The organism is Prevotella melaninogenica, assembly GCF_018128065.1.
GTDB lineage: Bacteria > Bacteroidota > Bacteroidia > Bacteroidales > Bacteroidaceae > Prevotella.
The window spans coordinates 528259-551970 of record NZ_CP072360.1 but is presented as its reverse complement, the minus strand read 5'-3'; the positions used below and the strand labels follow the sequence as shown (position 1 = coordinate 551970).

Here is a 23712-nt window from a genome sequence, read left to right as displayed (position 1 = left end):
GTTTACACTATATCATTTTAGGCACTCCTCTTCCTCCTTTTAATTCGTTAACTTGCTAAACACAAAAGTACATTTTCTATTGGATAATCACAAATAAATCAAAGAAAAGTTCTTCTTCTCCAGTTATTTTCATCCTAATTAAGATAACCAACTGATCATAAAGAGGATGCATAACTCGTATATAGACACAACAATGAGAAAGTCCTAACGCTCTTCTCGCTGCTTTTATATCTCTTTCTCCCTATTCAGCATCATGCGCTTTTAACAGATTCATGAGTTTTTTGAACTCGGAGGAGTATTTTACTCCGGTCCGTCCCCAGTCATATTGATATTGAACCGTCTTTCCTGGATAATAGAAATAGATGTATAGACCACCCAAATCACTGCAATGGTTGTTATCTTCTACAGCCACAATGTCCTTTGCAGTACCCTTGACATATATATCATCAATAAGATATTGCACTCGACGACCATTGGCGTCACTAAAACGAACAGTTCTAACAGTGTCTTTACCATCGTCAGATACAAATACAGATCGCGTACATTCCGTTACAGTACCATCCTTATATAACATCCAATAAACCTCCGTAAGATGTCTACTAAAGCCTGGTTCACGTTCAATAAGAACGGAGTCATACGCTCTGAGTGCATCCTTTTCCTTGCCACTACCTCGATTACCTTCTGAACAACTGATGACTGCAAAGGCAATTATTCCACATAACCATAATAACTTATTCATCCCTCTAAAAATAAGAAAGTCAACCGTTATCAAGCGATCCTACTAACTATATCGAAATGCAAGACACAGTAAAACAACGCGACTATCGACCATAACCATTCCTTTATATACCTTTCACAAAGGTAAGCATTAATATTCTTGTTCCCAAACATTGGTCAACAAAAGTTCGTCTTACCCATCTTTTCTATACGTGTTAGTGCTTAGCACATAGCGTGCGGAGGGTTAGCACCAATGGTGCGGAGTACTAACACGATAAAAGATGAGACTGAAGTAGAATCAAAAAGAGCGGCTTTCAAGAACTAAGAAAGCACAAGGCTGCCCTCGTTAGGACAGCCTTGTACATCTTATTTAGAACCTAATTGTTGTCTAATCCGTCTGTTACTGGAAGACAACATTTACAGTTGTCTTACTCTTTACAGGGCGACCATTCTGCGTAGCAGGGTTCCACTTAGGCATATTGTTAGTAAGACGGACAGCCTGCTCTTTATAGTATTCAACACAATTAGCCAACACCCGCTTCTGTTTTTCAGCATCCATCTTCATGAAGTGCTTGCTTGTACCCTTCACGTTCTTTACCTCAACGACACGAGCACCAGTTACAGTGCCATCCATCTCAACATTGAAAACAACGGTCATCTCAGCCTGTACCTTTGAACGGAATGACTGAATGCTGCGACGCTGACTCTGTGCAAAATAGTTCTTAATAGCCTCTTCGCCACCGTCAAAGGTAGGAAGCACCTCCGTTTTACTTACCTGTGGGGCAAGTGGAAGCGATTCTAACTTTGCTTTCAGTTTGTCAATCTCCACTGTTCCCATGACAATCTTGCCATCTGGGTCAACGAGATACATTGAAGGAATCCAATCAATCTTATACAACTTATCGATAACAGTATTCTTTCTGAACTTCTTTAGTTCGCTGACCTGTGTCCAGTACATCTGGTATTTGCCCCAATAGGTCTTTGCCCAGACCTCACGGTCGGTATCAAAAGAGATTCCAATAAACTGTACCCCATAGTCACGGAACTGCTCGTAAAGGGCTTTCATTGCAGGAATATCACGACGACAGTCTGGACACCAGCTTGCCCAGAAGTCCAATACTACGTAACTACCACGATATTGACTCAACTTTATTTCCTTAGCATCGTATGTCTTCAACTTAAACTCAGGCGCACGTGTGCCTGGCTTCAGCATATTTGTGGCATACTTAGCATCTAAATCCTTAGTTTGTTCAACGTTTGTTGTCTGTGCAAAAGCCACTGATGCGGACATAAGAAATACACTGACAACAGCTAAAAGAATTCTTTTCATATCTAATTTTATTCTATTTTCTTTATCTTTCTTCCACTAATAAGACTGGAATTTGCAGTTTTTAGGTCTCCTTTCAGTTTTCAGTCATGTTGCAAATATACGACCTTATTTTGAATAACGCAAATACATTATTGTATTTTTTCTATGGTCAACGTCTGGTCACAATAGTCAACAACAGCTGGACGATGGGTAATAAAAATCACCGTTTTATCGTGATTGGAGAGTATATTCTTCAAAAGTTCACGTTCTGTCTGCGGATCGAGAGCTGACGTAGCCTCATCAAATATCATAATATTACGGTCACGCAACAGCGAACGGGCTATGGCAATACGTTGTGCCTGTCCCTCACTGAGTCCTCCTCCCTGCTCTGAACAAAGCGTATCAAGTCCCAAAGGTAAGTGGAAAACAAAGTCAGCACAACTCTTCTTAAGTACAGCAATCATCTCTTCTTCCGTTGCATCGACCTTACCGAGTAGTAAGTTTTCACGGATTGTACCGCTAAGGAGCGTGTTACCTTGAGGAACATAGACAAAATTGGTACGCATCAGCGGTGTCAACTCCTTGCTTTCCTTTTCATTGTAAATCTCTACTGAGCCCTTATTAGGCTTCAACAAGGCAAGCAACATACGCACAAGCGTGGTCTTTCCAGCACCAGTCTCGCCAAGAATAGCAGTACAAGAGCCTGGATAGAAGTCGAAGTCAAGGTTCTTTAAGATTTCTCGTTCTCCATCATCATAACGATAGTCGACGTGATTCAGACGAATACCACAAGGACCAGCGAGTTCTATCGGCTCGCCTTGTTCCTCTAAAGGATTCTCCTCTAACTCCATCAATCGCTCGGCAGCAGTGAAGACTGAGACAAAAGCAGGTACTAATTTAGTTAATTGACGAGCAGGATTCTGAATCTTATTTACCAACTGTAAGAAAGCTGTCATACCACCAAAAGTCAGCGAATGAGCCGACATGCGAAGGGCTGCCCACGTAAAAGCAACAAGATAACCAAAGGCAAAACCAAAGTTCAAGACGAGGTTAGAGAAAACAGAGAACTTCGTTTTACGCACTACCTTACGGCGCAATTCGCGTTGTGTGCCCTCTAACTTCCCCACAATCATCTCGTCACTTTCAAGTATCTTAATGAGCATTCGATGTTGAATTGTTTCTTGTAACACACTCTGCACCTTTGAGTCAGAGTTGCGGACCTCACGTGTCAGGCGTCTCATCTGACGTACATAAACCTTACTAATGAGGACAAACAGAGGAATCATAACGACAATGATAATGGCAAGTCGCCAATCCATCGATAACAAATAGAAGAAAGCTCCGAGGAACATTGCCAATGTTGAGATGGAACTTGGTATCGTTTCTGTAAGGAAACTTACCACATTGGCAACATCAAACTCCAATCGATTTAATACGTCACCACTATGATGCCGCTCCTTGCCGTTCCACTCTGAACGCAGAATACGGTCGAGCATTCGCTGTTGCATACGGTTCTGAGCCTTGATACCCAGTAGGTTTCTTACCCACACAGAGGCTATATTCAATGCAAAATCACAGAGTATCAAAGCCCCCATGATGCTCACTGCCGTATAGATACTACCCTCTTTGGCATGAGAAGCCACATCAATGGCATGCTGAACAGCCCAAACCGTTGCCAAAGAAACTACAACACTGAGAACACCTATTAAAGCATTCAATACTGCCTGTTTACGATTACCACGCCAGGCGATCCACAACCAGCGGAATATCTCCTTACTTGTGTAATGCGTTTCAGGGATTTGAAAGAGTTTCTTTATCTTGTTTAGCATTATTTTCTCTTATATTTATTATTATTGAAGGCCTTGGATTGCCAGATATTCTAGAATAGCTATGACTCCTAGGGTTCCTAGGAAAGATAGAAAAACGAGGCTGAATGAAAAGCCTATCACTGCCTTTCTCGCAAACAACCAGCCTTCCTAAAACTGGCGTGTATCAGCTCCCCACATCAATTTCTCGCGTAGTGTGGAGAAGAAACGCTGTCCATAGGCTTTCACGATGCGCACCTTATGTGGTGCTTTCTTGATTGTTAGCGTTACTCCCTCACTGAGTTTTTCTGACCTTCCATCCACTGCTGCAAGGAAATTGTGGCTTCGGCTCTGCACCTCCAACTTTATCTCAGCCTCATCATTGATGACAATCGGACGAATATTTAGGCTATGTGGAGCAACAGGAGTCATACTTAAAATACCTGATTGGGGTACGATAATCGGACCACCAACTGATAATGAGTAAGCTGTTGAACCTGTTGGCGTACTGATAACGAGACCGTCAGCTAAGTAAGTCACTAAGTATTCACCATTAACACTCGCCTTAATGGATATCATCGCAGCATTATCGCGTTTCAAAATCGCAATATCATTCAAGGCAAAAGGACAATTTTCAAGAACAGCCCCATCCGCTTCAAGCTGGATAACAGCACGTTCCTCAATCTCATATTTCCCCTCAAAGACACTATCAAGCACGCCTTTAACCTCCTCTGAGGTCACATTTGCAAGGAAACCTAATCGTCCCATATTCACGCCAATGATTGGTATTTGCTTTGCGCCAACCCTACTTGCAGCTTTTAGAAAGGTACCATCACCACCTAAGGAAATAACGTAATCGACATCGAAGTTTCCTCTCTCAAATACAGCTGCTATTGAAAAATCATTTTTCAGTTCTTTTAGTAGAGTATGATAGAAGATCTGTTCGATGTATATATCAGCCTCACGCCCTACCAGATAGTCTAAAATATCAACAATCTGAGGCGTGTCAAGAGCTTTAGAAGTATTGCCAAAAATAGCAAAACTAAGTTTCTTTTCTGCCATAAAAACGTGTCTTTTTAAATTCTTTTAGTCTTACAAGCCACACGATACCACGAATAATTAGTATATTTGCAGACACTATTCATTTGCAAAATTAAAGATTTTTATTGGATTTATTACTTAAAAACAAAATAATTATGGCTAAGGTATATGAGTTTCTCGCTAATGGCTTTGAAGAAGTTGAGGCATTGGCACCTGTTGATATCCTACGACGTGGGGGCGTAGAGGTTAAGATGGTTAGTATTACAGGGAGTAATCTCGTTGAATCATCACATGGTGTGGTGGTTAAAGCCGACCTCCTTTTTGAGAACATAACCGATTTCTCTGATGCTGACTTGCTGATGTTGCCTGGCGGTATGCCTGGTTCAAAGAACTTGAACGAGCACGAAGGCGTACGTAAAGCACTCAAAGAGCAGTTTGAGAAGGGCAAACATGTTGCTGCTATCTGTGCTGCTCCATTGGTCTTGGCTTCTGTTGGTCTGCTAAAAGGTAAGAAAGCAACCATCTATCCAGGTATGGAAAGCTATTTAGGTGAGGACGCTGAATACACAGGAGCCCTCGTTCAGGAAGATGGAAACGTAACAACTGGTGCTGGTCCTGCCGCTTGTTTCCCATACGGATACAAGCTTCTAAGCTATTTCTTACCAGCAGAGAAGGTGGAAGAGATACAGAAGGGAATGATTTACGACCAACTTCTAAATTCCTAAACAGTATTTATACATCAGAACAGTGACTTATAAAACATCAAAATATGCCATCATCGTCGCTGGTGGAAAAGGATTGAGAATGGGGGCAGACATCCCAAAACAGTTTCTTCCTGTGGGTGGAAAACCTGTCCTCATGCATACTATCAGCCGCTTCCATGCCTACGATAAGGATTTGAAAGTCATTCTTGTCTTACCAAAAGAGCAACAAACTTATTGGCAGGAGCTATGTAAGCAGTATCATTTCAATGAGGAATATCAATTGGCAGATGGTGGTGCAAGCCGCTTCCAATCGTGCAAAAACGGCATTTCGATGATTCCTACTGAGACTGTCGGACTTGTCGGCATCCACGATGGGGTACGTCCTTTTGTCTCCTGCGAGACCATTGCACGTTGTTTTGATACTGCCGAGACTTCAAAAGCTGTCATCCCTGTATTACCTGTTACGGATACCCTCCGTTTTACCGGTGACTCTCCAAGCGGGCGAAACGTACAACGTAGCGACTATAAAACTGTGCAAACGCCGCAAGTCTTTGATATCCAACTCATCAAAAAGGCTTACGAACAAAAGAAAGTGCCGATTTCACCGATGATGCAAGCGTTGTTGAGCGACTCGGACAAGCAGTAACAATGGTAGAAGGGAATCGTGAAAATATCAAAATCACAACCCCTTTCGACTTGAAAGTGGCAGAAGTTCTGGTAATTCATAATTCATAATTCACAATTCATAATTATGATTACCATTGTTAAATCAGAATTCATAATTTAGAATTTATAATTATGATTACTGTTTTTGATGGGTTTATTGGATGAGAAGAACTAAAGATGGGAAAATAAAGATGGTGTTTATTGCTGATTAACAGTACACCTAAGCAGTGTAGAACATAGGAATAAGAAGTGTAAAGGGCGTTCTTTCCGAATTATTTTCACGTAAAAAAGAAATTATTTTCATGCAAATAATTATTTATCTTCATGACAATAAATATTTCTTTTCATGAAAATAATTCGTAATAGACAAATTCTAACGCAAATAAGAAAGCTGAAGAACGTCTTTATTTACACACCGCCGCAAGCTAAAAGAAGGTCGGAAACAAGTGAGGAAGTGAACGAGTCTATCTCGTTATATGTTTTCTAAAACAGCAACATCAGTAATCATAATTAAAATTTTGAATTATAAAACAGCAACATCAGTAATCATAATTATGAATTCTGAATTATGAATTCTAAATTAAACTAATGGATATACTATCGCAAGACATAATGTATTTACCAGGTGTAGGACCACATCGCAAGGAGATTCTGGGCAAAGAGCTTGGAATTCACACCTATCGTGACCTGTTAGAATACTTCCCCTACAAATATGTTGACCGAACAAAGCTATATCTTATCTCAGAACTTTCACAGGATATGCCGTTTGTGCAAATCAAAGGAAGAATACTCAGCTTTGAAGAAGCTGAGATGGGAAAACGAAAGAAACGTATCATTGCCCACTTCACTGATGGACACGGTGTTTGTGACATCGTATGGTTTAATGGTTCAAAGTATATCTATCAGAACTACAAGGTAAACAAAGAGTATATCATCTTTGGAAAACCAACTTTCTTTAATGGCAGATTTCAGTTTACACATCCTGACATTGACGATGCATCTCAGTTGCAACTCAACGATATGGGTATGCAACCTTTCTATGTAACAACAGAAAGAATGAAGAAGGCTGGCATCACATCACGTGCCATGGAGAAGCTAACGAAGATGCTCATTAGTAAGCTCAACGAACCTTTAGAAGAAACACTTCCCCCTTTCATAACCACCCATTTGCACCTCATCTCACGTGATGCTGCTATGCGCAAGATTCATTACCCGAAGTCGGTGGATGATACCCAGCGTGCTCGTGTACGCCTAAAATTTGAGGAACTCTTCTATGTTCAGTTGAACATTCTACGCTATGCCAGCGACCATCGTCGCAAATATCGAGGGTATATCTTCAACAGAATTGGAGCACAATTCAACTGGTTTTATTCCCAGAACCTACCCTTTGAGCTCACTGGAGCACAAAAAAGAGTGATGCACGAGATACGTGCCGACATGGCAAGTGGTCGACAGATGAATCGCTTGTTACAGGGAGATGTCGGCTCTGGTAAGACCCTTGTCGCCCTGATGTCAATGCTTATTGCCATTGACAACGGCTATCAGGCTTGTATGATGGCACCAACGGAGATTCTTGCTGAGCAACATCTACAAACTATCAAAGATTTTCTTAGAGGAATGAACCTACGCATAGAACTGCTTACGGGAATTGTGAAAAGTAAGAAACGAAAAGAAGTTTTAGACGGACTCATTGATGGCTCTATCAATATTGTCGTAGGAACGCACGCCATCATAGAGGAAAAAGTGCAGTTTCAGCACCTTGGCATGGCTGTTATCGACGAACAACACCGATTCGGTGTGGAGCAACGTGCCAAGTTATGGAGCAAGAGCGAGAACCCTCCACACGTGTTGGTAATGACCGCTACGCCTATACCTCGCACCCTTGCAATGACGATTTATGGTGATTTAGATGTTTCTGTTATTGACGAATTGCCACCAGGACGTAAGCCAATACAGACAATCCATAAATATGATGACCAGATGGCAAGTCTTTATAGTGGTATCCGACAACAGATAAAATTGGGACGTCAAGTGTACATTGTCTATCCACTCATCAAGGAAAGTGAACGTATGGATCTCAAAAACCTCGAAGACGGCTTTGAAACTATGCAAAACATCTTCCCTGAATTTCAGTTGAGTAAGATACATGGAAAGATGAAAGATAAGGAAAAAGAGGTTGAGATGCAGAAGTTTGTCAATGGACAAACACAGATACTCGTTGCCACGACGGTAATAGAAGTAGGTGTGAACGTTCCTAATGCCAGTGTGATGGTTATCCTCGATGCCCAGCGTTTTGGTCTTTCTCAACTCCATCAGTTGCGCGGTCGTGTAGGTCGTGGTGCTGAACAAAGTTATTGTATCCTTGTTACCAACCATAAGCTCAGCAAGGAAACAAGAAAACGTATTGATATTATGTGCGATACGAACGATGGATTTGAGATAGCAGAAGCCGACTTAAAGCTTCGTGGTCCTGGTGATTTGGAGGGTACACAGCAAAGTGGTATAGCCTTCGACCTCAAAATAGCCGACATTGCTCGTGATGGTCAAATCGTACAATTAGCAAGAGAAGAAGCTCAAAAAATCATTGACGACGACCCTACTTGTCAAAAAATGGAATATAACTTGCTATGGGATAGGCTAAAAGCGTTAAGAAAGACTAATATAAACTGGGCTGCAATTTCATAGTAAACAACACTACAAAATCGGCTTCAAACGCCCTATTTTAGCGACTTGACATAAATCATGCGGAGACAAAAAACCATGCTATCTCATTGTTAAACAGGCTAAAAAAATTGCAAATGAGCAATTTATACGATTTTTTTTCGTTATCTTTGCAAAGTCTTTCGGTAAGAAATTGCGTACTTTAATGAAGTTCATTGGCAATTTAGCCGTTAGAAAGGGGCATGAAAATCGGTCCCGTGCCTATAAGGCATCAGAGTTTGAAATAAAATAACTTAATTATGACTTTTAAGAAAATAGTTAGGACTTTTGCGCTAACATCTCTCTTAACCTTGACAGCCCATTCAGCAAATGCACAAGACCTGCTTGCCCGCCAAGCACCTATTGACCGTCGTGCTAAGGCATTAGACACAATGGTTATCAATCGTCTTCGCGAAGCAGAAGAAATAGAAGAGCCTTCATCAGAACTCTATAACGATTGGAATAACAACTATGCACATCGTGGAGGCAACCTCCCTGATGTATATAAAATTGATCTTCGTGGTTTTCATATGCCAACACCAAGCCGTGTTATCACAAGTAACTTCGGACGCCGTTGGGGTCGTCGTCACCAAGGATTGGATATCAAGGTGTATATCGGCGATACCATTCGGGCAGCCTTCTCAGGTAAGGTGCGTGTTGTAAAATATGATGCAAACGGATATGGTAAGTATATTGTTATCCGCCATAACAATGGTCTTGAGACCATCTATGGTCACCTTTCAAAGCAAATAGTTAGTCCAAATCAAACTGTACGTGCTGGTCAGCCTATCGGATTGGGTGGTAATACGGGGCGTTCAACAGGTTCTCACCTCCATTTCGAGACTCGTTTGGCAGGTGTAGCATTGAACCCTGCACTCTTCTTCGACTTTGCTAATCAAGATGTTACTGGCGACTACTATGTCTACCGTCGCAGCACTGTAGCACAGGAGTCTGAGCGTGCAACGGCAGATCGTGGTACTTCATCAAGCCTTGGTTACTCTCGTGAGAACATTCAAGGTAAAGGCAATCAGAGCTATAGCCCACGTAAAGAGAGAAACTATAACACAGATTTCTCAAACCATACGCCTCGCACTGAACCGACTGCAGACAATGGAAAGATCTTCTATCACAAGGTTGCTAATGGTGAGACGTTAGAGACGATAGCTCGACAGCATGGTATTTCAGTAGAGCAGTTATGCCGCCAGAACCGTATAGGCAAACTGACTCGTGTGTCAGAAGGACAACTCCTCTCGATTACGAAGTAAACTTTCAATACATTATACGAACAGCTCCGATGGACATCGTCTATCGGAGCCGTTTTCGTTCATATCCCTTTCCTCCATAAGAGCAAAGAGAAAGGGTATAAATACATACTTTTGTGAGCAAAGATAGAAATCACTTCCCAAACACTTGGTTCATTACATTAGCGGGTGGACGTTGATTCTCCAACTCATTCTTCATAAAATCCATGTAAGGTGCAACGTGATCAAAAAACTGATAATAGCCCTTGCAGAGATAGTTAAGCCCAGGATAGCCATAACGATCGCGAATAAAACGATTCTTAGGACATTCTCCATGACAAGCAAACTGATACTTACATTCCTTACACTGCTGCGGAAGAAGCTTATACTTCATCTTGGAAAACTCCTTTTGTCGGTCACAATTCATCATCTCATAGATGGTATGACGAGATAGGTTTCCAAGTTTATACTCTGGATAAACGAAGTGATCACAAGAATAAACATCGCCGTTGTATTCCATTACACCCGCATGTCCACACTCCTTAGCCATCGTACAAATACCCGGTGCAACACCAACCCAGTTGGCTAAAGTAGCATCAAAAAGCTGTATGTAATATTCACCTACATCCTGATGCACCCACTCATCAAAGATAGTACAGAGGAAATTACCCCATTGCTCAGCAGTAACAGAGAAGTCGGTAAGCTCCCCACCCTCTTGCATACCAGGTGCTAAGGTCAATCCATCATTGCGATTAACGATTCGCTCAACGATAGGAGTAAACTGAATATAACGGCAACCAATCTTTTTAAAGAAGTGATAGAAATCCAATGGATAGTCTGCATTGAAGTCGTTGACAACGGCAAGTGCGTTCCACTCTACCCCATGCTTATTCAAGAAATTAATACCTTTCATCACCTGATGGAAGGATGGTTTACCCATTGCATTGCGACGATACTCATCATGGAACTCCTGTGGTCCATCAATAGACACACCCACAAGGAAGTTGTTCTCTTTAAAGAAGCGACACCACTCATCGTTTAAGAGAATGCCATTCGTCTGAATACTATTGTCTATCTGGCGACCACGCGCATAATAACGCTGCAGCTCCAAAGCACGACGATAGAAAGATATAGGTCGCATCAGAGTCTCACCTCCATGCCATGTGAAGAGTACCTGCGGCGTTGTCTGTGCCTCAATGTATTCCTTAATGAACTTCTCAAGTAAAGCATCGGTGATTACATGATTCTTATTATCATCATATAGCTTACTCTTCTCCAAATAATAACAATACTTACACCTCAGGTTACAAAGCGAACCAGCAGGCTTCAGCATGATATACATGGGATGACTAAAAGGAACTATGGTATTCATTATAATCTTGTTTCGGCTGACAAAGGTAGTCAATTATTTACTAATGGCAAAACATTACAAATGACTTGTTACGCCACTAACAATAGATTTCATAAGATGTTAAGACAACTAATAAACCAATATACCCTCCACACCATTGGTGCATACCGTCCGCACCACTCGTGTTAGCCCAAGTTTAACTGGCAAAAATATTTTTCATAAATATTCGGGATGTTTTGTGTAGTATCAATTTTATAAATGATTGATAATCAAGCATAGGGTATTGTAACGAGGAGTAAAATCCGAATTGTAGGACACCGTCATATCAAAATTATTTTGTTACTTTGCACTCATGCACGCAAATGTACAGACACGATTCAACCCTGCAACAGGCGACATGGCTCCTTATTATCGCATTAAGGAGTCATATCGTGACGTGCAGGGTCATGTACATTCGCTAATTCTGTTGAACATCGGGTTTGAACCTTCACTTACTGCCGTACAGGTTCGAAAAATTGCATACGCACTTACCGAACGCTTCAAAAACAGAAGTACACCCTCGCTTTTCAAGGAACATCTTGACGGACTTACTCCTATTGAACAGGCAAAGGCTGACGAATGGTGGAGCCGTATGGAGCAAGAAGGTGGAATCGATAGGTTTAACAAGGAAGAGCAGAAGTCGCTGAGAAAATATGAGAACTACGTTGACCTTGAGACGGCAAAATATACTGACGCAAGGAATGTCGGTGCTGAGTGGCTCTGCAAGCAGACGATAGACAAACTGCAATTAGAGGGTTTCCTGCGCAGAAACGGCTGGACGGAGAATACGATCCGCACGGCTTTGTCAGCATTGATTGTTCGCACAGTATATGCAGTTTCTGAACGTTCGTCTTATTATTATTTGCGCGATAACTCAGCTGCTGGTGAACTTTATAGTGGAGTTCCTGGCTGGACACCAGGAATCAATTCTCTGTATAAAGTCACTGACAAATTATATGAACTAAAGGAACAGTTAGAGCGTCATCTGTGCAACGTTACTGACGATCTCTTTAATATAGACAACAAGTTGATGCTCTTCGACTTAACCAACTTCTATTTCGAGGGCAGTAAGCGTAACAGCGACAAGGCTAAGTTCGGTCGGTCAAAAGAAAAACGCTCTGACTGTAAGCTACTTGTACTTGCACTATGTATCAATAAAGAAGGTTTTATACGTTATTCTTCTATCTTGGAGGGTAATACAGCAGACCCCAAGTCTCTGCCCGATATGATTGACACGCTGGCAAAGAAGAATCCATCACGGACAAAGGATACGCTCGTTGTCATGGATGCAGGTGTTGCCACGGAAGAGAACTTGGAGCTGATTAAAAGAAAAGGTTACAATTATCTCTGCGTATCTCGTACGAAAATGAAGGACTATACGCTCAGTGATGATAACAGGAGTGTTACGGTAATGGATGCCCGTCGGCAGAAGATAACGCTGAAAGAGGTTAAGACAGAGGATGACAAGGATTATTATCTCGAAATAACATCTCCTTCGAAAGCTATGACAGAGTCGTCCATGAACAGGGTCTGGAGAGAGCGTTTTGAGATGGAACTGCAGAGAATAAACGATGGAATCTCTAAGAAAGGTGGAACGAAAACCTATGAAAAGGTTGTTGAACGTACAGGACGTGCCATACAGAAGTACCCATCTATAGCGAAGTTCTATCAGATAAGCTACATAAAAGATGAGAAGAAACCCAAGCAGATGCTGCGCATAGACTGGGAGATAAAAGACCTCTCCGCAATGGAATCTGGTCACGGAATATACTTCCTCCGCAGCAATGTCAGGACACTTGATGAGCGCGTGACATGGGAATACTACAATCTCATTCGTGAGATAGAATGCACGAACAGGCAACTAAAGAATGATCTCAACCTCCGTCCTATCTATCATCAGAAAGATGAGAGAAGCGACGCACACCTCTTCTTCGGTTTATTAGCCTATTGGGTGGTAAACACCATCCGTTGTCAATTAAAACGAGAAGGAGAATCCTGTTACTGGACCGAGATTGTACGACGTATGAGCACCCAGAAGCTCGTCACAACAAAAGGGAAGAATCCATTAGGAGAGAACATCGAGATGCGCCAATGTAGTAGTCCTTCGAAGCAAGCAAAACAGATATACGATAAGTTGAACTTAAAACACTCACCATACAAAAAGAATAAAATTTGTAGGACACAGAACCCATAAGAAAAACGAGGAAAGTACGGTCACTGCAAGAAATAGGCGAAAGTGGGGGTTAAACTTGGGTTAGGCATCTGCACAATCGTTAAAGACAATTAGTTGGGAGCAAGAAGCGTATAATCAGATATCGAATGACACAATGATTAATCTAAACAAGAAGTTGTTTACGAGAGAACAGATACAAAAAAGAATGTTCCAAGACTACTGCCAATAATGGTCTTAGTCTTGGAACACACATTATATAGTATGAAACGAAATTCTACTTGGATGTTGTACTATCTGATTTAAAGGAGTCGGAGATTCCTTTACCAAGTTTCTTGAAAAACTTTTTACCGTCAGCACCAATCTTACGAGCAGCTTCTCCTACTGACTTTGTTTCACGCTTAATAACTTTACCCATACCACGTGAGAAAGTCTTAAAACCATCTTTTACCTCCGACTCACCTGACCTATCATTATCTGGCAGCGGTGCATAGGTTGAATTATTACTATTCACATTACTATCGTATGAACTCTTAGGCTTTGTTGCAGTTGACGAAGTACCCGCCTTCGTACTACGATTAGCCAGCTTAGCTGCAGCCTGTTTATTCGCTTTAACCATTCTTGGTGAGGCTCCAGCAATACCACTATACTCTGTCTGCGCTGATATCGAGAGGCACAGCAACAACAAAGCAACTAACATTTTAATTCTAATTCTTTCCATTTTCGTACATTTAATTAGGTGAAAGGGAATGTTTATAGGCTATCTATACATACCCAAATTGATACTACCTATTAAAGAGAACGACTAATTAATGCAAAAATTGCTATCCTTAACAATCAATAGGACGTATTAAGGGCATTTAAGTCCAAGAACTTGTCTTACTTTATCACGCTACGTATCGCAAACCATACGTGGAGCAATAACGTTTGAACCAGTCCATAATGCCTGCGCATGACATCAAAACGCTCACGGAGCGACTCCTTATGATGAAGCGTTGTTTGCCCTTCTTGCACATAATTTGCAATAACAGCATGGACATTACGCAGAAGGAGTTGCTGACGTTCGCCCTCTTTCATCACACGAATACACCAATCAACGTCTGCCGAATAACGATAAGAGGTATCATAGAGGAGCGAACGGGCTATATCTAAGCGAGCATAGAACGACTGGTGGCATACCAACATACCATAACGAAAAGAACGCCAAGTGAGTCGTTCAGACGGACTGAGCCGGCGATGGCAAAGAAAGTTGCCCTTTTCATCAATGATATCCGTGTCACCAAAGAGGACAGCTGGACGCTGCTCACCATCCCCAACAACCGCTGCAAGCACCACCTTGTCCAACGTGTCAGGCTCAGGAAAACGGTCACCAGCATTCAGAAAAACAATATAATCGCCTGTTGCTTGCTGTAAACCTTTATTCATTGCATCATAAAGTCCATCATCTGGTTCGCTTTGAATACGTACGACATGCTCGTTCTCAGCCTCATCAGACTGCTTCTGATAGGCTTTAGCAATCTTTAATGTATCATCTGTTGAAGCTCCATCAATGATGATATGCTCCACATGAGGATAGTCCTGCATGAGCACACTGTCAAGTGTCGGCTGCAGAACCGAAGCTGCATTATAGGTTATAGTGACTACTGAAAATGTGATCATAATCGGAAATTCTTATAGGCAAGTGCCTCATTATATACTTCAAGATATTGCATCGCAACACTTCGTTGTGAATAACTACGCTGTACTTTTCCCACAGCGTCCGCAGAAAGGGCTGCAAAATCACCCTCATCAAGTACCCAGTGTATACCTTTTGCGAGGTCGTCGGCATTACGTTCTGTCGCAACATAACCATTCTTACCATGGTCTATCATCTCTGGTATTCCTCCAACTTTGAAGCCTACACAAGGTACGCCACAAGCCATTGCCTCCATAATCGTATTAGGAAGGTTGTCTTCAAGTGATGGAAGCACAAAGACATTAGCGGCATTATAAACATCACGAATTTGTTGTTGGTCGCTCACATAACCGATAGGATGAACTGGCAAAGCAAGTTTTCCTTCCAGTTCTTCAGCGTGTCCCCCAAGAATAGCGATACCTGTATTCTCCTTCATTTCGGGATATTCAGCAACCATTTTTTCGATAGCTTCAACGAAATAATCCATACCCTTACGCTGATCTGTCACACGTTGAGAAACAAAGAGTACCAGCCGTTTATCCTCTGGAAGGCGCAATCGCTTGCGAGCCGCTTGTTTGTCTTGTGGTTCAAAGAGATGTGTGTCAATAGGATTAGGAATACTTCTAACGCTAATATCGCGCAAAAGTCCACTCATTTTTGCTTGTCGAGCGAGCCAATGACTACAAGTAACAAACCACATATTACCATGGTGGTAGACGCTCTTCTTACGTCTCCACACCTTTGCAGACAAATCATTCGGACTGCCTCCACCAGGTAATAACGGGCAATTACCGCAACCATTTTCATAACGATGGCACCCATGCGCATAATGACAAATACCAGATGCTGGCCAAAGATCATGCATTGTCCATACGACAGGTTTACCCGAACATAAAATCTTCTTGATACTTTTCAATGAAAGCATACCTTGATTAATCCATGAAAGATGAACAATGTCTGCTTCCTTGAATTCACGTAGCTTAGTAATATCAGCTCCAGAGTTTGCTATATCAATTTCAAAAAGATGGTTACGAGAGAAGTGAAGATTCCAATACACACAGAAGCGCTCCCATAATAGGTGCCACTGATTCCTCCACTCATGCCCAAGACTTGCCACGGTGATATCATCTGTTAACTTATCACGTACTAACATCTTCGCCTTAACTCCGTTGTTATTCAGAGCATCTTTGAGCCGGTTGGCTGCAACAGCAGCCCCACCTGTTTTCTCACTGGTATTTACAATCAGTATTCTCATTGATATATCATTTGCAGCAAAGTTACAAGAAAACAGATAAAAAGCCAAGAAAAGTAAGCAAATAATGATTGTTTGCGTACACAAAGAGTTGATATGTATCAAGAAAAAGGCAAGTATATAGTAAAAGATTACAGAAATATTGTATAAGACCAGAAAACATTCTACCTTTGCATTGTCAAAAGGTTAATAGATTGTTTAGGTTAGTAGTAATAGATTTAGGTTTTTAGTTATTTTATTAAGGTAAAAGTTTAACGATTTAATCTGGGATGACAAAGGAGGCCGTGAGGTTCCCTTTCATTTTAAAAAGATTTCTTAGTTAAACATACTAATAACGCCGAAGCTCGTTGAGAGTCTCGGCGTTTTTCTTTGAACTTTGAACATTGAGCCTTGAATTATGAATTCAAAACAGTGGGTTCTATCATAAGAAGAGCCGACGCTCGCAATGAGTATCGGCTCTTCCACGTTAGTATGTTATGAAAAATTTGAGAGAATTGAGACTTCACAGCCTCGAGTTGTTTTACTTAAAATGATTATTTTATAGAGAAAGCATAGAAATTGTCTTACTTTGTAATGGTTGACACAGGTAACTGCATCTTATGTTGCAAGGTGTCGCTCACTGCTGAGTCGGCCTTAGCAACAGATGGTCCCTCTTGAGAATGCTCAACAGCAGCGGTGCTTGGACTAACCTGATGAGTGTCGTCATCAGAGAAAGCAACCTGCATTGCATTACCTAAGGTGAGGAAAATAGCTACAACAGCGGCTGCCTTGAAGAGTGGCATAAGACGATGGCGCATTGTTATCACGCGTGCCTTTACAGGTTCGTCTTTCTGTACCATTCCGAGAATTCTCTGGTCAAAGTCATCGCCCAAGATATCCATATCCTTTTCGTTCTGCTCATAAACGAACAGATTACGATAAGGAAGCAACGTAGCTGGGATATCCTCCTGTGAGAAGAACATACGCAAGATTTTCTCTTCTTGAAGAGAAGTCTCACAACGCCAGTAACGTTCCAATAGTTGTTCGATGTACTTATAATCCATAATTGTCTAATTTCAAATATTGTTGTTTGACCGTCTGTCGAGCTCTAAAGATATTAATCTTCACTTGCTCTTCGCTGATTTCGAGAACTTCAGCAATCTCTTTGTATGACTTTCCTTCAAAATCTCTTAGCTGCATACAGCTTCGTTGTTTCTCAGGAAGACCGTCTACAATCTGTTTTACGAGATTAATCTTGTCTTTCTCAATCATTCGGTCTTGAGGATTCGATGAAGCGAAAGGCTCAGCAATTTTCACATCTTCCAAAGAATCATTGTTATTCTCTTTCTTCCTGATGCGGTCAAGCGATAGGTTTCGACATAAAGTGAGGCTAAACGCTTCGATAGAATCGATATTTTCCCACTCATATCGCCGGTTCCAAACCTTTATCAGCGTATCCTGAACGATGTCCTCGGCCTCAGCTCTATTGAGCGTGATACGCAGTGCAAGCCGAAAGAGTTCATTCTTCATCGGCAACACATCGTTACGAAAACTGACTTTCTTCATCTTCTCTCTGTTTAAATGACGTTTATCTACGAGGAAAAGTTACAAGGATGAGGCGAAAACCTTATTATTTAACTTTCATTAAGACCTTTATTCTTCTAATTATGCTGCCCTAAACAGCTTTACTACTTGGCTTTTTATCCGATTAAAGAACCTTTATCACGAATTATCTTCACGAAGAAAAAGAATTATTTTCATGAAAAGAAATATTTATTTTCATGAAGAAAAAGAATTATTTTCATGAAAATAATTCGATAAGAGTATGCTGTTACGACTAAGAGCGAGTATAAACTCATAGGACGGACATCCTTACCAATCTTTTTTAACATCACCTTTTGACTCACTATATTAATAAACGTAGGGACGCACAATTCGTGCGCCCGATACGAAATATTCAAGGTTGACGCACAAGCTATGCATCCCTACAGATTGTCAATGATGTTATTTATTGTCCCTTACGGTCAATCTTCTTATTCAAAAGGGTTACGGTTTACTCCAAATAGGTGTAACCATAGAGTCCGCTGCGGTAGTTACTGAGGAATTCTTTACCCTCTTCAAGTGAAATCTTACCCTGCTTAACACTCTTTGTTACCCAAATCTCAAGCTGGCGAACAAGCTTCTTTGGATTATACTGTACGTACTCCAAAACCTCTTCTACGGTCTCACCATCAAAAATCTGATCAATATGATAGCGACCATCCTTCACCGAAATATGTACCGCATTGGTATCTCCGAAGAGATTGTGCATATCACCTAAGATTTCTTGATAAGCACCAACGAGGAAAACACCGAGGTAGTAAGGCTCGTTCTTCTTCAGTGTATGGATTGGCAGAACATGACTACTACGACCCATTGCTACGAAGTTTGAAATCTTACCATCGCTATCACAGGTAATATCCTGCAAGGTAGCATTACGTGATGGACGCTCATTGAGTCGCTGAATTGGCATTACTGGGAAGAGTTGATCAATCGCCCAGCTATCTGGAAGCGACTGGAAGAGTGAGAAGTTACAGAAGTATTTATCTGCAAGAAGTTTGTCCATATTGCGCAACTCGTCTGGAACGTGCTTCATATTCTTTGCCAGATTGTTGATTTCATGGCATACACTCCAATACATCGCCTCAATCTCAGCACGTGTCTTCAGGTCAACCAAACCATGAGAGAACAACTCTAAGGCTTCCTCACGAATCTGTTCTGCATCGTGCCAGTCCTCTAACATATTACGAGCATCAAGGTTGTCCCATATATCATAGAGGTCTTTTACCAACTGATGGTCTGTATCCTTTGCTTCAAAGTCTTCTGACATTTCAGGCAGAGAAGCTGTTTCAAGCACATCAATCACAAGGACAGAATGGTGAGCAGAAAGACTTCTACCGCTCTCGGTGATAATGTTTGGATGTGGAATATCGTTCTTATTGGCTGCATCAACAAAGGTGTAAACGCAGTCGTTGACATATTCTTGAATACTATAGTTGACAGAGCTCTCGCTACTTGCAGAGCGAGTGCCATCATAGTCGACACCTAAACCACCTCCGCAGTCTACAAAGTCAACATTATAACCCATCTTTCTGAGGTTCACATAATACTGTGCAGCCTCATTGAGAGCTGTCTGAATACGACGAATCTTCGTAATCTGTGAACCAATATGGAAGTGGATAAGATGCAAACAATCGTGCAATCCCTTGTTATCAAGCGTCTCTAAAGCCTGCAAGAGTTCAGAAGAAGTAAGACCAAACTTAGAAGCATCGCCGCCACTGTCAGCCCACTTACCAGAACCACTTGAAGCAAGTTTGATGCGAATACCAAGGTTTGGCTTTACATTCAACTTCTTTGCAGCACGTGCAATAAGGTCGATTTCATTGAGTTTCTCAACAACAATGAAGATACGCTTACCCATCTTCTGTGCTAACAAAGCCAATTCGATATAGCTCTGATCCTTATATCCGTTACAGATAATAAGTGAATCGCTCTGACACTGTACGGCAATCACAGCGTGCAACTCAGGCTTTGAACCAGCTTCCAGACCTAAGTTAAACTTACGTCCATGAGAGATAATCTCCTCAACCACTGGCTGCATCTGGTTTACCTTAATAGGATAGATGATGAAGTTCTCTGCTTTGAAGTCATACTCTTTCTTTGCCTTTTCAAAGCAAGAGGATGTTTTCTCAATACGATTATCGAGAATATCTGGGAAACGGAGCAACACTGGAGGTGTCACATCGCGCAGAGCGAGTTCGTCCATAACATCACGCAAGTCAATCTCTGTGTTGTCCTTACAAGGCGTTACATATACGTCACCTGCATTGTTAATACCAAAGTAAGATGTACCCCATCCAGAGATGTTGTACAACTCTTGAGAATCTTCAATCGTCCACTTTTTCATTTCTCTTCTTCTGTCCCTATATATAATCTTGAATTAATCAATTATTTGCTTTGAGCATTTGGTTTCTAACTATCTATTAATAGCTATTTTATTTCAAACTATTGGCTTTATTCAACTTTAATAGTTGGCAAAGTTGATTAACCGAAATCTGTATTTTGTCGTAACTATCCATAAGACTCACATCAAGAACGTGCTTTGCCTTTATATAGAAAGATTCACGATGCTTCAGTTGTTCGCGAATAAACAGGTTTACTTCGTCAGGTGTTTTGTTAAGCAAAAGGGGTCTTACAGACTTTCCCATTAGCAGATGCTTGTAAAGAACATCTATCTCTGCTTTCAAATAAACCGTCTCTGCCTGTCCATTCATATACTCCATGTTATCAAAGAAACAAGGAGTTCCACCACCACAAGAGATAATAACATTCTCAAATTCAGCCACCTCGTGAAGCATTGACTGTTCAATCATACGGAAGCCGTCTTCTCCCTTTTCATCGAAGATTTGCTTCACCGTCTTGCGCATTCGGCTCTCTATGTACCAGTCTAAGTCGTAGAACGGAATATTCAACTCCTTTGCTAAAGCCCGACCAACAGTCGTCTTTCCAGATCCCATATAGCCGATGAGAATAATGCGAAGCAGTTTGTATTCTTCTGTATGTTCTGTCATACTCACGTTATATTTATCATCCACCCTATAGTCTGTCGTTATCAGGCTATGTGGTGGATGTCTTCCTTTCCCTTATAGGTGAGTCTATCTTCAATTACTTCTTACGCTTAGGCTCTGGAGCATTCTTTACGATGTCCATACACTGTTCGTATGTAAGTTCTGCAGCCTTCTCATGAAGCGCCTTTGGCATACGGTAGTTCTTGCCATCATAGGCAATATAAGGACCGTAACGACCATTCATCACCTCCATCTTAGCATCTTCCTCGAAAGTCTTCAAGTGACGTTGTGCATCTTGCAAACGCTTCTTCTGAATAAGATTGATAGCTGCATCAAGACTGATGGTGAGTGGGTCTTCCTCCTTTGGCAGCGATGTATACTTCTTATCGTGAAGCACGTAAGGACCAAAACGACCTGCACCAATTATGACATCTGTACCCTCAAACTGACCAAGATTGCGTGGCAACTTAAACAACTCCAAAGCCTCATCAAGCGTGATTGTCTCCATACTCTTATCAGAAGGAAGTTGTGAGAAACGTGGTTTGTCCTCATCATCAGCACTACCAATCTGTACCACTGGACCGAAACGACCAATCTTTACAAATACAGGTTTGCCTGTTGCTGGGTCAATACCCAGTTCACGTTCACCTGCTTTATGTTCAGAACGAGCATTCATGACCTTCTCCACCTCAGGTTCAAAGCCCTGATAGAAGGCTTTCATCTCCTTATTCCACTCTGCTTTTCCCTCTGCAATCTTATCAAACTCCTGCTCAACCTTAGCGGTGAAGTTGTAGTCCATGATATCAGGGAAGTTATTCATAAGGAAGTCGTTTACTACGATACCGATGTCAGTTGGAATAAGTTTACCCTTATCAGCACCAGCCATTTCCTTCTTAGTCTTGGATGTAATCTTCAATCCAAGCAATGAATCAATAACATACTTGCGCTCTTCACCCTTACGATCACCTTTCTGCACATATTCACGCTGCTGAATCGTTGAAATCGTTGGGGCGTAAGTTGATGGACGACCAATACCGAGTTCTTCAAGTTTACGTACAAGACTTGCTTCCGTGTAACGGTTAGGACCTTGTGAATAACGCTCTGTTGATACAATTTCACGACGCTCCAATTCCTCACCTTCATGCATTACTGGCAGTGCATGTGAGAACTCCTCGCTGTTTTCATCATCGTCAGTTGATTCGTGATATACCTTCAAGAAGCCTTCAAAAGCAACAACTTCTCCATTCGCAATAAACTGCAAATCAGTGATGCTCTTACCATCTTCAGACTCAAGAGATATGTTTACTGTGGTCTTCTCTATCTGTGCATCAGCCATCTGTGAAGCAATAGTACGCTTCCAAATAAGGTCGTATAAACGCTTTTCCTGACTTGTTCCTTCGATAGAAACGTTGTCGATATAAGTAGGACGGATAGCCTCGTGCGCTTCTTGAGCACCCTTGCTATGTGTCTGATACTTTCTTACCTTACCATAATTCTCACCATAGAGTTGCTCAATCTCAGCCTTACAGTTATTGATAGCCAACGTAGAGAGATTCACACTATCGGTACGCATATAGGTGATACGACCAGCCTCATATAGTCGCTGGGCAACCATCATCGTCTGACTTACGGTAAATCCGAGCTTTCGCGCAGCTTCCTGCTGGAGGGTTGAGGTGGTAAATGGAGGAGCTGGAGTACGCCTCAAAGGCTTCTTAGCAATCGATGAAACCTTGAATTTTGAAGTCTTACACAGTTCAAGGAACGCTAATGCTTCCTCATGTGTCTTGAAACGCTTGCTCAACTCTGCCTTCACTTCATTCTTTGAACCGTCCTCACTTGTAACAGCGAAGACTGCATTCAAGCGATAGTAAGGCTCTGAATTGAAGTTCTGTATCTCACGTTCGCGTTCTACAATCAATCTAACGGCAACGCTCTGTACACGTCCTGCACTCAACGCTGGTTTCACCTTGCGCCACAAGACAGGTGAAAGACGAAAGCCAACCAATCGGTCAAGAACACGACGAGCCTGTTGTGCATTTACAAGATTCATATCCAAACGACGTGGTGTCTCGATAGCTTTCAATATCGCTGGCTTGGTTATCTCATGGAAAACAATACGATTTGTCTTCTCTTCATCCAATCCCAACACCTCGCAAAGGTGCCAACTGATAGCCTCCCCTTCGCGGTCTTCATCGGAAGCCAACCAAATCTTCTGGGCAGCTTTTGCACTCTTCTTCAGTTCACTGACCACTTTCTTCTTCTCATCAGGGATTTCGTAGTCAGGATTTAACGTGTCGAGGTCAATGCTAAGTTCCTTTTTTTTCAAGTCACGGATATGCCCATAAGATGACATCACCTTATAATCCTTACCAAGGAACTTCTCAATGGTCTTAGCCTTTGCCGGGCTCTCTACTATTACCAAGTTTTCTTGCATAATCAATCTTGTACATTTTTCC

17 protein-coding genes and 1 pseudogene are annotated in these 23712 nt (G+C 41.7%); 5 read left to right on the top strand and 13 right to left on the bottom strand.

The features are described from left to right. Positions 1-241: 241 nt before the first annotated feature. From J5A56_RS08090 to J5A56_RS08075, 4 genes are all read right to left on the bottom strand, one after another. Complete coding sequence (locus J5A56_RS08090) at positions 242-739, bottom strand: hypothetical protein (RefSeq protein ID WP_021671170.1); 498 nt, start codon at positions 737-739, stop codon at positions 242-244. Between the two features lie 378 nt (positions 740-1117). Then, positions 1118-2047, bottom strand: a complete 930-nt coding sequence (locus J5A56_RS08085; RefSeq protein WP_021671169.1) for a redoxin domain-containing protein — start codon at positions 2045-2047, stop codon at positions 1118-1120. Positions 2048-2175: 128 nt separating this feature from the next. Further along, the gene (locus tag J5A56_RS08080) at positions 2176-3855 is read right to left on the bottom strand and encodes an ABC transporter ATP-binding protein (protein WP_021671168.1); all 1680 of its coding nucleotides are present in this window, start codon (positions 3853-3855) and stop codon (positions 2176-2178) included. 147 nt (positions 3856-4002) lie between these two features. After that, positions 4003-4893, bottom strand: a complete 891-nt coding sequence (locus tag J5A56_RS08075) for an NAD kinase (protein ID WP_021671167.1) — start codon at positions 4891-4893, stop codon at positions 4003-4005. A gap of 134 nt (positions 4894-5027) precedes the next feature. Here J5A56_RS08075 and J5A56_RS08070 point away from each other — a divergent pair, with 134 nt between their 5' ends. The 4 genes and pseudogenes from J5A56_RS08070 to J5A56_RS08055 all read left to right on the top strand — a co-directional run bounded on the left by J5A56_RS08070 (position 5028) and on the right by J5A56_RS08055 (position 10207). Further along, complete coding sequence (locus J5A56_RS08070) at positions 5028-5597, top strand: DJ-1 family glyoxalase III (protein WP_021671166.1); 570 nt, start codon at positions 5028-5030, stop codon at positions 5595-5597. A 79-nt stretch (positions 5598-5676) separates the two neighbouring features. Beyond that, positions 5677-6311: pseudogene (locus tag J5A56_RS08065) on the top strand (2-C-methyl-D-erythritol 4-phosphate cytidylyltransferase). Positions 6312-6830: 519 nt separating this feature from the next. Next, on the top strand, positions 6831-8927 hold the full coding sequence (recG, locus tag J5A56_RS08060; protein ID WP_021671164.1) for an ATP-dependent DNA helicase RecG: 2097 nt from the start codon (positions 6831-6833) through the stop codon (positions 8925-8927). 275 nt (positions 8928-9202) lie between these two features. Next, positions 9203-10207, top strand: coding sequence for a peptidoglycan DD-metalloendopeptidase family protein (locus J5A56_RS08055; protein WP_021671163.1), 1005 nt, complete (start codon positions 9203-9205; stop codon positions 10205-10207). 130 nt (positions 10208-10337) lie between these two features. Here J5A56_RS08055 and J5A56_RS08050 read toward each other — a convergent pair whose 3' ends face one another. Further along, on the bottom strand, positions 10338-11555 hold the full coding sequence (locus J5A56_RS08050; RefSeq protein WP_021671162.1) for an anaerobic sulfatase-maturation protein: 1218 nt from the start codon (positions 11553-11555) through the stop codon (positions 10338-10340). A gap of 331 nt (positions 11556-11886) precedes the next feature. On the opposite strand from J5A56_RS08050, the gene J5A56_RS08045 reads away from it, so the two are divergent. Continuing rightward, positions 11887-13767, top strand: a complete 1881-nt coding sequence (locus J5A56_RS08045) for an IS1634 family transposase (RefSeq protein WP_211815511.1) — start codon at positions 11887-11889, stop codon at positions 13765-13767. 253 nt (positions 13768-14020) lie between these two features. On the opposite strand, the gene J5A56_RS08040 is transcribed toward J5A56_RS08045, so the two are convergent. The 8 genes from J5A56_RS08040 to topA all read right to left on the bottom strand — a co-directional run bounded on the left by J5A56_RS08040 (position 14021) and on the right by topA (position 23690). Beyond that, a complete protein-coding gene (locus J5A56_RS08040; RefSeq protein WP_021671615.1) occupies positions 14021-14464 on the bottom strand; it encodes a hypothetical protein in 444 nt (147 codons plus the stop codon). A 158-nt stretch (positions 14465-14622) separates the two neighbouring features. Beyond that, a complete protein-coding gene (locus J5A56_RS08035) occupies positions 14623-15402 on the bottom strand; it encodes a glycosyltransferase family 2 protein (protein WP_021671616.1) in 780 nt (259 codons plus the stop codon). After that, the gene (locus tag J5A56_RS08030) at positions 15399-16673 is read right to left on the bottom strand and encodes a glycosyltransferase family 4 protein (protein ID WP_021671617.1); all 1275 of its coding nucleotides are present in this window, start codon (positions 16671-16673) and stop codon (positions 15399-15401) included. Before J5A56_RS08030 ends, J5A56_RS08035 begins: the two co-directional genes overlap by 4 nt. Positions 16674-17233: 560 nt before the next feature. Then, a complete protein-coding gene (locus J5A56_RS08025) occupies positions 17234-17713 on the bottom strand; it encodes a hypothetical protein (protein ID WP_021671619.1) in 480 nt (159 codons plus the stop codon). Beyond that, positions 17703-18215, bottom strand: coding sequence for an RNA polymerase sigma factor (locus tag J5A56_RS08020; protein WP_021671620.1), 513 nt, complete (start codon positions 18213-18215; stop codon positions 17703-17705). The genes J5A56_RS08025 and J5A56_RS08020 overlap by 11 nt, the downstream gene beginning before the upstream one ends. A 487-nt stretch (positions 18216-18702) precedes the next feature. Continuing rightward, positions 18703-20595, bottom strand: a complete 1893-nt coding sequence (gene speA / locus J5A56_RS08015) for a biosynthetic arginine decarboxylase (RefSeq protein WP_021671622.1) — start codon at positions 20593-20595, stop codon at positions 18703-18705. 88 nt (positions 20596-20683) lie between these two features. After that, positions 20684-21259 (bottom strand): shikimate kinase, encoded by a 576-nt coding sequence (locus tag J5A56_RS08010; protein WP_081691277.1) that lies wholly within the window; start codon positions 21257-21259, stop codon positions 20684-20686. Positions 21260-21353: 94 nt separating this feature from the next. Further along, entirely contained in the window at positions 21354-23690 is a 2337-nt protein-coding gene (gene topA, locus J5A56_RS08005) for a type I DNA topoisomerase (protein WP_021671624.1), read from the bottom strand. Between the last annotated feature and the right edge of the window lie 22 nt (positions 23691-23712).